Annotated in this window: 9 protein-coding genes; 8 read left to right on the forward strand and 1 reads right to left on the reverse strand. The window is 43.6% G+C overall.

Annotation, left to right across the window (positions count from 1 at the left end):
* The first annotated feature begins 108 nt into the window (after nt 1-108).
* From GQS54_RS00280 to GQS54_RS00295, 4 genes are all read left to right on the forward strand, one after another.
* A complete protein-coding gene (locus GQS54_RS00280) occupies nt 109-2,010 on the forward strand; it encodes a sigma-54-dependent Fis family transcriptional regulator (RefSeq protein ID WP_166422022.1) in 1,902 nt (633 codons plus the stop codon).
* Between the two features lie 223 nt (nt 2,011-2,233).
* The gene (locus GQS54_RS00285) at nt 2,234-3,952 is read left to right on the forward strand and encodes a GMC family oxidoreductase N-terminal domain-containing protein (protein WP_205967564.1); all 1,719 of its coding nucleotides are present in this window, start codon (nt 2,234-2,236) and stop codon (nt 3,950-3,952) included.
* 200 nt (nt 3,953-4,152) lie between these two features.
* The gene (locus tag GQS54_RS00290; protein ID WP_166422023.1) at nt 4,153-5,787 is read left to right on the forward strand and encodes a long-chain fatty acid--CoA ligase; all 1,635 of its coding nucleotides are present in this window, start codon (nt 4,153-4,155) and stop codon (nt 5,785-5,787) included.
* Complete coding sequence (locus tag GQS54_RS00295; RefSeq protein ID WP_166422024.1) at nt 5,780-7,531, forward strand: aldehyde dehydrogenase family protein; 1,752 nt, start codon at nt 5,780-5,782, stop codon at nt 7,529-7,531. Before GQS54_RS00290 ends, GQS54_RS00295 begins: the two co-directional genes overlap by 8 nt.
* 276 nt (nt 7,532-7,807) lie before the next feature.
* Here the strand turns inward: GQS54_RS00295 and GQS54_RS00300 are convergent, their stop codons facing one another.
* The gene (locus GQS54_RS00300) at nt 7,808-10,177 is read right to left on the reverse strand and encodes a GGDEF and EAL domain-containing protein (RefSeq protein WP_166422025.1); all 2,370 of its coding nucleotides are present in this window, start codon (nt 10,175-10,177) and stop codon (nt 7,808-7,810) included.
* A 321-nt stretch (nt 10,178-10,498) separates the two neighbouring features.
* Here GQS54_RS00300 and htpX point away from each other — a divergent pair, with 321 nt between their 5' ends.
* The 4 genes from htpX (at nt 10,499) to GQS54_RS00320 (ending at nt 15,472) form a co-directional block, all read left to right on the forward strand.
* Nucleotides 10,499-11,374 (forward strand): protease HtpX, encoded by an 876-nt coding sequence (htpX, locus tag GQS54_RS00305; protein WP_166422026.1) that lies wholly within the window; start codon nt 10,499-10,501, stop codon nt 11,372-11,374.
* A gap of 153 nt (nt 11,375-11,527) precedes the next feature.
* Nucleotides 11,528-12,709, forward strand: coding sequence for an NAD(P)/FAD-dependent oxidoreductase (locus GQS54_RS00310; RefSeq protein WP_166422408.1), 1,182 nt, complete (start codon nt 11,528-11,530; stop codon nt 12,707-12,709).
* Between the two features lie 220 nt (nt 12,710-12,929).
* Nucleotides 12,930-13,982: a family 16 glycosylhydrolase gene (locus GQS54_RS00315; RefSeq protein WP_240919783.1), complete on the forward strand. Its 1,053-nt coding sequence runs from the start codon at nt 12,930-12,932 to the stop codon at nt 13,980-13,982.
* A gap of 557 nt (nt 13,983-14,539) precedes the next feature.
* Nucleotides 14,540-15,472 (forward strand): hypothetical protein, encoded by a 933-nt coding sequence (locus tag GQS54_RS00320; protein ID WP_166422027.1) that lies wholly within the window; start codon nt 14,540-14,542, stop codon nt 15,470-15,472.
* The last annotated feature ends 8 nt before the right edge of the window (nt 15,473-15,480 follow it).

The raw sequence follows: 15,480 nt of genomic DNA on the forward strand, positions 1-15,480 counted from the left end.
TCTATCGCCGTCGTCCCTTCTGGTCGTCTAGTCTGCCTTCTACCATTTTTAGCAGTGGACTAAGCCCCAGTAACGCAATTAATTTGATAACGCGAAGTAAGTAAAATTATGAGTTATGAATTCGAAGTATTAAAACAGCGCTTTGATGAAGGGGAGCTAAATATTAGCGAATATTTACCCTTCCCTATCAAAGAGTCTTGGTTGCGATGTAAAAACAATGCACTAGATATGAAAGGCGGTCTTCAATATGAGCGCCTTAGAAAAAACCGCTTTGCTGAGCTTAAATACGATTCTCGTTTACTCATCGAGAGTTCAAAAAATCACCTTCAGCGCCTACATGATTCAGTTGCTGATGCTGGATGGTCCGTCTTATTGACCGACGCAAACTGTAATACGTTACACGTCATGCGCTCTAATAAAATAGTCAATGATGACTTATTTTCGGCCTTCGACAGTGGCGTGGTTTTAAACGAACGAAATGTCGGTACAACGGCAATGTCTTGCTCTATTCATTCAAAACGCTTTACACGGGTGTATGGGAATGAACATTACAATACTGTACTCACTGGATTGAATTGTGCTGCGTTACCCATATTGAGTCCAAAAGGTATAGCAATAGGTTCGATTAATGTAACCAACGAAAATCCGTTGAATGATCCAACCGTCTTTTTTATGTTGAAGGCCTGCGCCAAAAATATCCAAAAACAACTTATCTACTCTATGCCCGAGACCTTAGTCATAGAAATGACATTGTCATCTGGTCAATTTGGTGAGCTGACGAATTTGATCATTGGTGTTGGCCCAGACACGAGCATTGTAGGATGTAATGAAGCGGCCCAGCGCTTTCTATTTAATAATTGCCCCGTAAGTAACCAAAAATTTCAGTCGATTTTTGATACACCGTTCTCAGATGTTTTAGATTTCGGCGTTAGGCAACAAAAAATATTTAAACTTAGGGCGACGTCAGGCGTTTTTCTAACGGCGAAAGTGGTTCAATCGTTTGCGCAACCTAAAATATCCAACAACCCTTCTGTACAATCTATTCCCGATCACATTGAGCACCAAGTAGACCCGGTATATTTTGGCGATCCTAATATCAGCAAAAGTATAGACCGTGGAAGAAAAGTGATTGGTCGCTTGCCTGTTATTTTATTAGGCGAGTCGGGTGTGGGTAAAGAAGTGTCAGCCCAACATTTACACCTTGAAAGCCAATGTTCCGGTAAATTCATATCTATCAACTGCGCGTCTATTCCAGAATCGTTAATTGAGAGTGAATTATTTGGCTACCAGGGCGGGGCATTTACCGGGGCCGATAAGAAAGGATACAAAGGGCGCATAGCAGAAGCCCATAATGGCACGCTCTTCTTAGATGAAATAGGCGATATGCCACTGGTTATGCAAAGCCGTTTACTGCGCGTGCTAGAAACCCGGAAGGTTAACCCTTTAGGCTCGAATATCGAGAAAGAAGTATCGTTTCAACTGATTTGTGCAACGAATATCGATTTGGCGAAATTAGTCGAGTCAGGTGGGTTTAGAAAGGATCTATATTACCGCATCAAAGGTTACTCGATAAACTTACTACCGCTACGATCAAGAGTAGATAAAATTGGCATCGCTGACGTTATCTTGCGTAAAGATTGCCTTAACAAGTCCATGCTAGACGAAGACGTTAAACGACTAATAGAAAACTACGATTGGCCTGGCAACATTCGAGAGCTTCGAAACGCGTTACTTTATGCAGATACAATTAACGAAGGGGACGACACGATAACGCTTGAAGAATTGCCTGAAGAATACCATACACTTGTCGCCCCATTACCTGAATCACCACAAGCGTGCGAAAATAAAAAGTCATTAGGCAAAGTTGATATTGAAATGCAAAAGTTAATCTCAACGGCGTTAACGCAATGTAAAGGGAATGTGAGTGAAGCGGCCAAATGGTTAGGTATGTCTCGAGCCACACTGTATCGCAAGCTACCAGCGAATTACGCCAAAAGTGTGTCATCTTGATACACTTTTAATTACAACCTGTCTCAAGTTGATTTATCACTCTTCAAATTCTTCAACACCTAAAAATAAACCTTTCTATTTCAATAAATTAACAAATTGTTTACCTTGGCATGTATCCTGCTTTTCTGTATCTAAACAATTAAAAGCAAATTGGGTTGTCGGTTTATGTCTGATATAGGTCTGAACCGAAAAAATTCTAAATATTGCGTAAGCTGAGGAAGATATGAAAAATTCAAAAGAGTCATCGTTATTAAACGACTTCAATACAGGTAAAGTTTCTCGACGCGAGTTTTTGCGTATGGCCGCTGCACTCGGGATTGTAGCGCAAGCTCCGCTCTTTCTGAGCGCGGCTCACGCACAAACCACGTCGTCTGAAGAATACGACTACGTTGTAATTGGTGCTGGCTCCGCGGGGTGTGCCATAGCGGCCCGCCTCTCTGAAGATGCCGCAAACAAAGTTCTGATACTGGAAGCGGGACCTGCGGATACAAACGACTTTATTCACATACCTGCAACGTTCCCGCTTTTATTTAAAACACCACTAGATTGGAATTACCGATCTGAACCACAAGCTTCGCTTAATGGCGGTACGCTCTATATGCCTCGCGGAAAAGTGTTTGGTGGTTGCTCGTCGATCAACGCAATGATTTACCAGCGTGGCCACACATCAACCTATGATACATGGGGCAAAACCAATCCAGGTTGGAGTTATGCCGATGTGCTGCCAATGTTTAAAAAGTCAGAGACTAACTCTCGTGGTGCGTCAAAAGCCCACGGTGGAGACGGACCGCTGAACGTGTCAGATTTAAGTGATCCTAACCCAATTACTATTGCTATGGTCGAAGCTTCTAAGGAAGCGGGTTACGCGATGAATCATGATTTTAATGATGGTCAGCAAGAAGGCATTGGCATGTTTCAAGTCACACAGAAAAATGGTCGTCGTGAGTCTACTGCGGTCAGCTATCTTCATCCAGCAATTGATTCTGGACGTCTTACAGCACAAGCCGAAGCGATGGTGCTAAAAATTATCGTAACTGATGGCCGTGCAACGGGCGTTAAAATTCTTGTGGATGGCAAAGAGCACACAGTGACCGCGCGAAAAGAGATTATATTATCTGGCGGTGCCATCAACTCCCCACAAATTTTAATGACGTCTGGTATTGGCCCAAAAGATCATTTGGAAGAACATGGCATCACCGTTATTCACGATTTGCCAGGTGTTGGCCAAAATCTTCAAGATCACTACATGATGCCAGTCGTTTACACCTGCACAAAGCCTATTAGCCTATCGCAAGCCGGTAGTGAAGAACAAGCCGCGCTGTATGGTAAAGGCAAAGGCTTACTCACATCGAATATTGGCGAAGGCGGTGGTTTCTTGAAAATCAATCCGGAATCTTCAGCCCCTGATCTGCAATTTCACTTTGTGCCCGGTTATTTTATTTTGGACGGTGTTGGCAATCCAACTGATGGCTCTGACGCATTTACGATCCTGCCTTCGCTGGTACAAAGTAAGGGCAAGGGTTCGGTTACATTGGCCTCTGCTGATCCGAAAACGAAACCGCTTATCAATCCCAACATTTTTCAAAATGAAAGCGATTATGACGTTCTAATCGCGGGCATGAAAATCGCACGTAAGATCATAGCGGCATCAGCTCTTGATGACTTGCGCGGTAAAGAATTCTTGCCTGGTCCTGCGGTTCAGACCGACGAAGAAATAAAATCCTACATAAATAAGTATATTCAAACCATCTATCACCCAGTCGGAACGTGCAAAATGGGTAATGATGAGATGGCGGTTGTCGATCATGAACTACGTGTGCATGGCATTGATGGACTGCGCGTCGCTGACGCGTCGATCATGCCGACAATCATAAACGCCAATACCAACGCACCTACCATCATGATTGGTGAGAAATGTGCAGATTTAATTCGCAGGGCATAACGTCTACAAAACCCTTGCCCAACTGCTAATTTATTAGAGTTGCGGCAAGGGTACTCGTATTGGGTAAATACCGTTTCATAAGGCGTCTGTGCTGGGAAATACCCTTTGATCACAGCCAATAATCATTTAAATAAATACCTGTACGGGAATGCTTTAAATAAAAAGTAAAACCCCGTCGATTCATTAATAGGAGAGCCGCAATGCTAGGACAAATGATGGAGATGCCGCTAACAATCGGCAGCCTTATTGAACACGCTGAGCGTTATCACCCAAAAACCGAAATAATATCGGTTGAAACCTCCGGCGAACGTACCATCAGCAATTGGAAGGAAGTGGGACAACATGCCCGTAAGCTTGCTTCAGCGTTAGGCAAGCTTGGCATTGCTGAGGGCGATCGTTGTGCAACGATTGCGTGGAATAATAGACGTCATCTTGAAAGTTACTTTGGCATTTCGGGTGGTGGTATGGTGTGCCACACCATCAACCCACGCCTTGCCCCAGAACAACTTACGTTTGTGGCTAACGATGCCCAAGACAAAGTACTGTTTTTTGAACAGTCCTTTTTACCAGTAATCGAAAAAATTCATACTTTGTTAGAAACGGTGCAATATTTTGTTGTTATGGGCCCTCGGGATGACGCCGCCGCACAAAGTATCCCAGGATTGCTGTTTTACGATGATCTATTAGAAACCGGGGAGGCAGATGCGCCTTGGCCCGATATAGACGAACGTGCAGCATCAAGTCTGTGTTATACCTCAGGCACAACTGGCGACCCCAAAGGGGTTCTTTATTCACATCGGTCTACGCTATTGCACACGCTTGTGGGTAATCAGCCCGATGGCATTGCGCTGTCGGCGCAAGATACGGTTTTACCTGTGGTTCCAATGTTCCATGTGAATGCATGGGGTGTGCCGTATATCGCAGCCGCTAATGGTTGTAAGCTTGTGCTTCCGGGTCCTAATCTTGACGGCGAAAGCATCTTGGCCTTGATTGATGAGACCGAAACAACCATGGCACTGGGTGTACCGACAATCTGGATGAATCTACTTACGGCGCTTGAGGCATCAGAGTCCACATTACCTAGCCTGAAGCGAACTGTGGTCGGTGGGGCACCATTGCCACCATCAATGATCCCCAAATTCGCTGCTTACGGAGTGGAGTTACTGCATGCTTGGGGTATGACTGAAACCTCACCTGTTGCCACAATAAACCAATTTCTACAACGTCACAGTGCGCTGTCTGACTCAGAAAAGACCGATCTACGCACTAATCAAGGTAGACCCTTATTTGGTGTCGAATTACGTTTGCTGGATGAAAACAAACAGTTACTGCCACACGATGGTAAGACGCAAGGTGATCTTCAGGTGCGCGGTCACTGGGTCGTTAAACGCTATTTTGGTAAAGATAGTGACGCGTTAACTGATGATGGCTGGTTCGATACCGGTGATGTTTCAACGATCGATGAAGACGGCTATATGGTTATTCGCGATAGATCCAAAGACATTATCAAGTCGGGTGGTGAATGGATATCAACAGTCGAATTGGAAAATATAGCCATTGCTCATCCTCATATCGTTAATGCCGCTGCCGTCGCTGCTCGCCATGAGTTGTGGGATGAACGTCCCATTGTTGTTGCGGTAAAAGCGCCAAATACCTCTCCTGTTGAGGCCGATATATTGGCCTTCTACAAAGGCAAAATTCAATCATGGCAGATCCCTGATGCTGTTATTTTTGTCGATACATTGCCTATAGGTGCCACTGGAAAAGTGCAAAAGGTTGAACTGCGTAAACAGTTTGGTGAACACCTGATAGAAAAAGGAAAAAACAATGGTTAATACGGCAATTAAAGATGATGCCTTTACCGAAGCGCCTCGTAATATTCCGTTGGATCAAGCGCTTGCTGAGCTATCTGCCGCCAAGGACGAATGGGCGCAAACAAGCATTGAAAAGCGTATCGCTATATTACTTGAAATCAAAGACCGCCTTTTACCAATCGCGAAGGACTGGGCCGAAACAGCCAGTCGTATGAAAGGGATCCCCGAAGATTCCGCACTGGTTGGTGAAGAGTGGATTTCTGGCCCCTATCCCTTGATGTCTGCCTGTAATGGTTTAGTAGAGACATTGTCGAAAATGGAAGGAAAGAGCTTTCTTAAATCGTTGAAAAAACGCCAAACTCAAAGCGGGCAAACAGCGGTGCGAGTGCTACCACACACCATTTGGGATCATCTGCTTTTGTCTGGCGTTTCAGCAGAAGTTTGGATGGAAGATGGCGTTACCCTCGATAACCTTGCTCAGCACACAGCAAGCGCTTACAACACGCCAGCGAATCAACGCCATGGTAAAGTTGCGCTCGTTTTGGGGGCAGGCAATATCGCAGCAATTGCCCCGTTGGATGTATTGCATAAACTCTTTAGCGAACATCAGGTGGTCATTCTGAAGATGAACCCGGTGAATGAATATCTTACGGATTTTTTAAACGACACGTTTAAGCCTCTAATTGATATCAATGTATTGCGCATTGTTAAAGGCGGTGCCGATGTTGGCGGGTACCTATGTGAGCATGGTGACGTGGACGAAATCCATATCACAGGTTCTGGTGCATCTCATGATGTGATTGTCTGGGGGGCGGGGGAAGAAGGTCAACGTAACAAGGCGGCTGGAACGCCCAAGCTCGCTAAACCTATTACATCGGAACTGGGCGCGGTTTGCCCAACGATTGTTGTGCCAGGACCATGGACTGCCTCAGACTTAACGTTTCAAGCTGAGAATATCGCCACGCAAAAAATGCATAATTCTGGTTTTAACTGCGTTGCCTGCCAGATGCTTATTTTGCCCAAACAATGGGACAAAAAGCCAAAACTGCTTAAAACGATCGAAGAGACTATCGGTAACATGGATCCGCGGCAGCTATATTACCCAGGGGCAGATGATCGTTTATCTGCTTTTGAAAGCTATGCACACAATGTGACTAAGTTTGACCGCGGGGCGATTCGAGCTTGCTTGGTTGGCAGCGAGACAGAGTCTACGGATGATAAATATCGCATGACAGAAGTTTTTGCTCCTGCCCTTGCCACCCACGAAATTGACATCTTGGATCCAGAGGCTTATCTGCGGGCTGCCATTACGTTTTCCAACGAAAAGCTCTACGGTACACTGGGCAGTAACATCGTTATTCACCCTAAAACCATCAAGCAGATTGGCAAAAAGCGTTTTGAGTCAATTATTGCTGAATTGCGTTATGGCACTATTGCTATTAATACCTGGAGCGGGCTTGGTTTCCTTACCACTGCTTGCCCTTGGGGAGCGTTTCCAGGTCATACATTGCAAGACGTGCAAAGCGGCATAGGTTTCGCGCATAACACCTTTATGTTCGACCAACCCGAGCGCGTTATTGTGCGGGCGCCTTGGCGACCGTTTCCGCGTAATTTGTTGTCTGGGGATATAACATTATTGCCAAAGCCGCCATGGTATGTGACCAATAAAAAACAGCATAAGGTGGGCATGTTACTAACGCAATTCCAACATACTCCAGGCTGGCTAAAGTTGCCGCGTATTTTCCTTAACGCGTTACTTGGTTAAATAAGCTGTCGGTGCGCCAGAGCGTTCCTCTCTGGCGCAGTTGATGTAGCCATTATGTGGCCCTTATACCAATCTATTCTACCGCTGCTGAAGTGCATTTATGTATCTGACCACGGGGTAATAAAAATTTTCGTTTCGGACACTGAGCAGTTTTGACGTTGAAATATATTTTATAAAAATCTGGGATAGACGTAACGTAACAATATTGCATTTATAATCGAAGCTGAAACTGTAGGTTTTGTTGTTAACAGCAACTGCATCGTTGTCGCTGTTAATTTAAGACGCTTTAATTTGATAATCAGCAATAAAGTCCAAGGCTTGTTGGGCATCTAACGGTTTTGCTAACATAAAGCCTTGCCCTAAATCACATTGCAACAGTTGCAGTTGCTGATACTGGTCTTGGGTTTCTATTCCTTCGGCGGTAATTTGTAATTTCAGGATTTTACCGAGTTGAATAATGGAATGCACAATCGCATGTGCTTTGTCACCGGGGATACCTGCATCAAGTAAATTAATAAAGGAACGGTCTATTTTCAGTTTATCTAGTGGGAAGTTATGTAAATATGAAAACGACGAAAAACCGGTGCCAAAATCGTCTATTGCCACTCGACCGCCAGCAAGACGAAAGTCACTGAGCATATTTAATATCTTACTGCTGTTACTCATAATCGATGATTCCGTCAGCTCTAACTCTAACCGATGATGGGGCAAAGCGGTGTTTTCCAAGGTGCTGTTAACAGTTTCAGCTAAATTTGAATTCTCCAGTTGCACGCCTGAAACATTTACTGCGACGCTGATGGATGCGGGCCACTGCATACAATCTAGACATGCTTGTTCTAATACCCAGGCGCCTAGCTCGATAATTAACTGACTACTCTCTGCCAGAGAAATAAAGTCATCTGGGGACACCAAACCCAACGTAGGATGTTGCCAGCGTACTAGTGCTTCAAAACTCACTAATTGAGATGTTTGCAGATCAAATTGCGGTTGATACATAAGGAAAAACTGCTGTTTTTTAATCGCTGATTTTAAATCTTTAAGTAACTGCTGTTTGTGTAGTGATTTTTCTTTTAAGGCTGAGGTAAATACACAGACTCTATTACGCCCTTCTTCTTTTGCATGATAAAGCGCCATATCTGCAGTTTTAAGCAATTCTTCAGCAGTGTTGGCATTCTGTGGGGCAAAACTAACGCCGATACTGACCCGTATATCTAAGCTATGGGCACTTAAAATCGTTGGCTCTGCGAGTACTATTTGTATTAAATGACTGAGCTTACGAGCCCAATTTTGAGTAACGTTGTGGGTAATTAATATCGCGAACTCATCCCCTCCTAAGCGGGCTAAAATCGCGTCTGATGGTAAGATATTAGCTAGGCGCCTAGCTATTACGCACAGTAACTGGTCACCTACATGATGCCCCATCGAATCGTTAACGTGCTTAAAATTGTCTAAATCGAGCATCATCACAAAACACGGTTGCGGGTTGGTAATGCCCACAGCTATGGTGTTTAACGCATTAATAAAACGATATCGATTAGCTAGCCCGGTCAATGAGTCTTCATTGGCGAGCCTGATCATTTCTAATTCTCGTTGATGTTGCTCAGTAACGTCCGTAGTAATACCACGCCATCCTTTGGTGTTTTGATGACGGTGGATTATGGGTTTACCAGTAAACGCCCACCATCGAGTTTCACCCTGTATTTGTACCTGTATGCGAAGATCGTTAAAAGGTAGTGGTAAAGATAATCGTTGGCGTAGCTTGTTTAAGTCAGAGGAGCCGTTTTCGGTTGGTGTATCAATAATACTCGTCAAAATAGCAATAAAATCATGCTGGGCTAGTTCATTTGCTGATTTCCCAGTAGCGTTAATTAAATGAATTGATACGTGTTGCATTCGACCTTGACTGTCTATTTCCCAGAGCCAGTCGTTGGCGTTTTCCTCAAAGTCATTGAGTAATAAACTGATTAACTCACTTTGTTGCTTCATTTTTTTTCTGGTCACTAGCGCATGAATAAAGCGATTTGAGGTTATTAGTACCGTCGCGCACAGGAATAAACTGTAACCAATAGCTAAATAACCAAGGAAGGTAAAATCAGGTGAGTTTATTAATATGCTGACGCCGAATACACCTGAGAGTAAAAAGCTCCAGAGCAAGCCTGCTAATGGCATACAGGCAAACATCCAACAGCCTGTCGCCGCAAAGGCTGCGATGATACCTACGAGTATTATTTTTTGGTGATCATCAAATTGGTCAAATAAATGTAAAGAAAGATAAGCGTACAGTAACGCTGCAAAGCCTAAATTAAGAGATAATATATGATGTAAAAGCTTATTATAGCTAGCCCACCGTCGCTTAATGATAAAACGTCGCCAAAAAAACAAATTACATGTCGCAACAAAAGTCAGACCTGTGGCGCAAAAAATGAATGTAACTGGTTTGATAAGGTCTGACGCAGTAAAGAAAGCTAAGGCAATAATCAAATACGTTGCGAAGCTGGCTAGCGGTATAATTTGCAACACTGCGAGAAATTGACTTCTACGGAATTTGGCTGCTGCTTCTTCGCTCGCCAGCGGCACCATCCAACAATATTTGAGTAGATAAATCAACGCCTGCAGTTTTGTTTTACGTTCAACGTCTTGATTCATTTAATGATTATGTAAGGTTAGTAAAAATGAACTATGAGTCTAATACTCTTACCTAGTATGCGCCAGTTTGGTTTGGAAGTAAGTGGGATGTCAGCAGGATATAGCCTGCAAACCTCGGTTAGATCCTGTTAAAACATCATTGTAAAACATAAATGCCGCCCTTATGAGACTTTGCTAAAGGTGTTTGGTTATTAGCGAGTGTGAATATGCGAGACTTAACGTCAACTTTTTCAACTTTGAATAATCTAATTTTCAAGAATAGCCATTGTGCTAATCGTCTATTGGCTACATATTAGCCTTAACAATTATGGAGTGATTAGTATGTTTCGAATAATGATGTTTTTGGCCACTAACATTGCCGTAATGGTATTGATTAGTTTGGTGTTTAGCCTGTTTGGTTTTCAAGGTTTGTTGGCACAAAATGGTGTTGACTTAGACTTGCAAGCACTGCTGGTTTACTCGGCGGTAATAGGGTTTAGTGGTTCGATTATTTCACTGTTACTGTCTAAATTTATGGCTAAGCGCAGCATGGGTGTGCATGTTATCGAGCAGCCTGAAAATGACACTGAAAGATGGTTACTACGTACTGTTGAGCATCAGGCTAAACAAGCCAATATTGGTATGCCTGAAGTAGGCATATTTGTGCATGCTAGTCCAAATGCGTTTGCCACGGGTTGGAATAAAAATAATGCCTTAGTTGCCGTTAGCACCGGCTTGGTTGAAAACATGACCCAAAGTGAAGTAGAAGCCGTTCTTGCCCATGAAATCAGTCATGTTTCAAATGGGGACATGGTCACCATGACGCTTATCCAAGGGGTATTAAACACTTTCGTGGTGTTCTTATCTCGGGTGATAGGACATATTGTTGACCGAGTGGTATTTAAAGTTGAACGAGGTCACGGGCCAGCGTTTTGGATTATATCCATTATCAGCCAGGTGATTTTAGGCATTTTTGCTTCAATGATAGTTATGTGGTTCTCCCGCTACCGCGAGTTCAGGGCTGACGCTGGGGGAGCAAGCTTAGCAGGGCGAAGCAATATGATAGCGGCACTTAAGCGCTTAAAACAAAATCAAGATGCACCTCCTATGCCCGAGGAAATGGCCGCTTTTGCCATTAGTGCAGGTAAGGTGCAAAAGCTATTTTCTAGCCACCCGCCGTTAGAGAAACGCATCGAAGCATTGCAAAAGGCTCAATAAATCTTCGGTTCTCAGTATTTATTTATGCACGTACTCGCGTGCCTAAATCGATAAAACCAAAATCACTAAGAAACTGCTAGAATTGCCGACCATAATAGTCGGCAATGAAAACTGCTGGTTGAATGTATTTTTACAAGAGTATTGGTTCTGAATATTAAGCAAGTAGATGTCATTGTATTAGGGGCTGGCGCAGCTGGATTGTTTTGTGCTGCCCAGGCTGGCAAACGTGGGCGTAGTGTGGCGGTACTCGACCATGCTAAACGCATCGGCGGAAAAATTCTTATGTCTGGTGGAGGGCGCTGTAACTTCACTAATATGTATGCCACTCACGAGAATTTCCTGTGTGACAATAAACATTTTTGTAAGTCAGCGCTAAGCCGGTATACCCAATGGGATTTTATCGGTTTGGTTGCTGAGTATGGTATTGCTTATCATGAAAAGACCCTAGGCCAACTATTTTGTGACGACAGCGCTAAAGATATACTCAATATGTTATTTAGTGAATGCGAAAAAGCTGGGGCGAGTGTGACCAATCAATGTGACGTTTTGAGCATCGAAAAAACCGCTACAGGCTTCACGTTGCACACCAGCAAAGGCGAATACCAGTGTGAATCACTGGTCATTGCCACCGGTGGTTTGTCTATGCCCAAACTTGGCGCAAGCCCCTTTGGCTACAAAATAGCTGAGCAATTTGGTTTAACGGTTAAGCCGACTCGCGCAGGCTTAGTGCCTTTCACCTTACACGACCGAGACAAAAGTGTTTTGGCCGAGTTAAGTGGTATTTCTCTTGATGCTAGGGCTAGTTGCAATGACAGCAGTTTTAATGAAAATATTCTGTTTACCCACCGTGGATTAAGTGGTCCAGCGGTGTTGCAAATTTCATCCTTCTGGGAGCCCGGACAAAACGTTGAGTTTGACTTATATCCCAATGGCGATTTATATGAGCAATTGCAAAAAACGCAACAGCATCAACCGGATATATTACTTAGCAATGCCCTGTCAGCATTTTATCCGAAGCGTTATGTGCAAACAGTCTTGCCTTATCTAGGCATCGAGAATAAACCGCTCAAGCAATATCAAGGCAAAAGTCTAAACGATGTCGCGCAAGCATTTCATCAATGGCAATTAAAACCTAACGGCACGGAAGGCTACCGCACTGCAGAAGTTACATTAGGCGGTGTGAACACCGACCATTTGTCCTCTAAAACTATGATGGCTAAAGACGTCGAAGGCTTATACTTTATCGGCGAAGTCATGGACGTGACAGGCTGGCTAGGGGGCTATAATTTCCAGTGGGCCTGGAGCAGTGGTTGGGTAGCGGGACAGGTGGTGTAACTTCTAACTCTGCATAACAAATAAGTAACATTTAGTTGCATAATAAAACATCATATGTTTAATTACTTGTAATGTTTGATGTTGGTGGTCAAATACTCTCACATGAGTGTTCTTTTTCTTGTTTGTAGTTGTGCTGTTATGAACTAAGTGGAAAATAAAACACAAGTAGATATTGATCACCTATGTCGCTAAATCTTAATTTGTGATGGGGAACGTCATTATGCATACACAATCTACGAAGTGGTCCAAATCCTTTATAGGCTTAAGTGCCCTTGCCTCAGGGCTATTATTTAGTGCTATATCTGGTGCTACTGAAACCAATGTTATGCCTCATTCTGACCCAAGCAACACAGGTGGTTGGGTGTTAAATACAGAAGTCAGTGATGAATTTGACGGCAATACCCTTGATGAAGATAGATGGTATGTCGTGGGTAAATTTGAAGATGGTAAGCCAGTATATAAAGACCCTGATCATCCTAACCGTGAAGTATGGATTGGTCGTGCGCCGTCGCAATTTTCTGGACGCAACTATCGTTTAGAAGAGGGTAAGTTGATGCTTGAAACGCGTTGGGAGCCAGACTTTCCTTTTAGTGATCAAGCGAGTGATCCATGGGGCGCGGATCAAGTTGTCAGCAAGTATGAAAATATCACTACCGCGGCACTCATTAACCGAAAAATATTCAAGTATGGTTACATGGAAATTCGCGCGAAGGCAGCTGATGCCGAAGTGTCTAGTGCTTTTTGGATGACGCGTCATGAAACTGAAAATGGTCAACGAAATGACAGCGAGCTTGAACTGGATATGTTTGAGCATTTCGGCAGTCATCGTATCAAAGGGCAAGCCCATCGAGATCGCGACCTTTGGTGGTCGCTGCACGACTGGAACCCGAATTTAGGTCAGGAAAATGGAAAAAATGTCACATACACAGAAACCAAAGATCTTGGTTTTAGGATGGCAGACGACTTCCACACCTACGGTTTTGAGTGGACCGACACAGGTATACGTTACTTCATTGATGGTCAGCTTTTCAGCGAAGCGTCAAAAGCGACGATTGAACAATGGGCTAAAGCGCGTGGATTCAAAAAAGGTTACGTTATTGATAAAGGTATGCACCTGTGGCTAGACCAAGAAACGTTTCCTTGGCGTGGTTTTCCAGAATCTAAAGCTGATCTAGAAGCGAATAGTCCTGACGCTGAAAAGGATGATGGCGTGGTCGATTTTGAAATCGAGTACGTGCGCGTATGGCAAAAGCCAGGTATGGATAAAGAGTAATCAATGTGCGAATACCTCTTATGTCAATATGCATAAGATCTGTTGCGATGTCCCCTTCATACCGATGATAACGATATCTATTCGGGTAAAATGAAGGAAAAAAGCGCTAGTCACCAGTTCAGGCAAGCGTATTAAAGTCTGCAAACGCAGTCAGTTTATTTTAATAAGTAACATTGAGGACTGTTCATTTACAAATCGAAAAAAGGTTTCAAATCTTGGCCTTTTGAGAAGACCCTCCTTGACCCCCAGACTGGGTTTTGTTTTTTGACGAGTCGTCACGTTGATAAACATTACCTAGCCGTCTGGATGCTTTACTCTATCCATAGCAGGTTCTGATTTTAAACTATTACCCGCACTTCAAGGCTCAGCGAATAGGCAATCTGAAGAGGATAGTTTCAATAAGACTCCCCAGGGTTAATAGGGTGTTTAATTTCTCGTGCTTATTGATGTTCCTTCATTTTACGACTAAATTATTATAGACCAACTGATTAAAAATCAGTTGGTTATGTCGTTTGCAACTCAACTAGGCTAATTTAATATGGAAAGGAGAAGGAACGTTGAACGGAATCCGCTATCCCGTGCTTTTCGTAAAAAGTGCTTACCGCATATTGGTTGAGTTCACAAAGCGTGCCAGCGTCTTCCTTGGTATTACCTTCGGGGTATTATTCTCAATGACTGCTACGGCGACGTTAGGCGCTCAAGTGACGATTCTTTACCCTAAACCTCTTTCTATCAAAGACCACAGACCTCTTTACCCTTTACGCTTGTTGCAACTTGCACTGAGTAAACTCGATAAACCCTATGCCTTAAAACCCAGCAAGGTACAAATGACCCAAGGCCGCGCGTTGCGTATGGTCGGCACACAGAAGGCCGCGGATGTTGTTTGGACCATGAGCACAGAAGAAAGAGAGCAAAACTATATTCCTGTTCGTATTCCAATTTACAAAGGATTAATTGGTTGGCGATTATTTTTGATCCATGCCACTCAACAGAGCAAATTTGATCACGTAACGGGCTTGACTGAGTTACAACACCTGACTGCTGGGCAAGGTCACGATTGGCCAGATAATTACATTTTGAGCGATAGTGGAATTGATGTGATGACATCTTCAAGTTATGAGCGTTTGTTTGATATGTCTGATAACGAACGGTTTGACTTTTTCCCACGCTCTATTATCGAAATATGGAATGAGTTAGATGCATGGCCAGAATATAATCTCGCCGTTGAAAAGACTATTTTGTTGCGCTATCCCACGGCCATGTATTTTTTTGTGAGTAAGGACAATCAAGCCCTAGCTGATGACATAGAACGAGGCTTAAAAATTGCCATTAAAGATGGTTCATTTGAACAGATGTTTTTAAAACACAATGAATGGTTTATTCAAAGGGGCGGGTTGAATGGACGCAAAGTTATTGATTTGCCGAACCCACTTATTCCTTCGAAAACACCATTGTCTGACAGCTCGCTTTGGTACCAGCTGACAAGATAAAAGAGTGC

The sequence above is a fragment of the Paraglaciecola sp. 20A4 genome (genome assembly GCF_011378905.1).
In the GTDB taxonomy this organism is placed as follows: domain Bacteria; phylum Pseudomonadota; class Gammaproteobacteria; order Enterobacterales; family Alteromonadaceae; genus Paraglaciecola.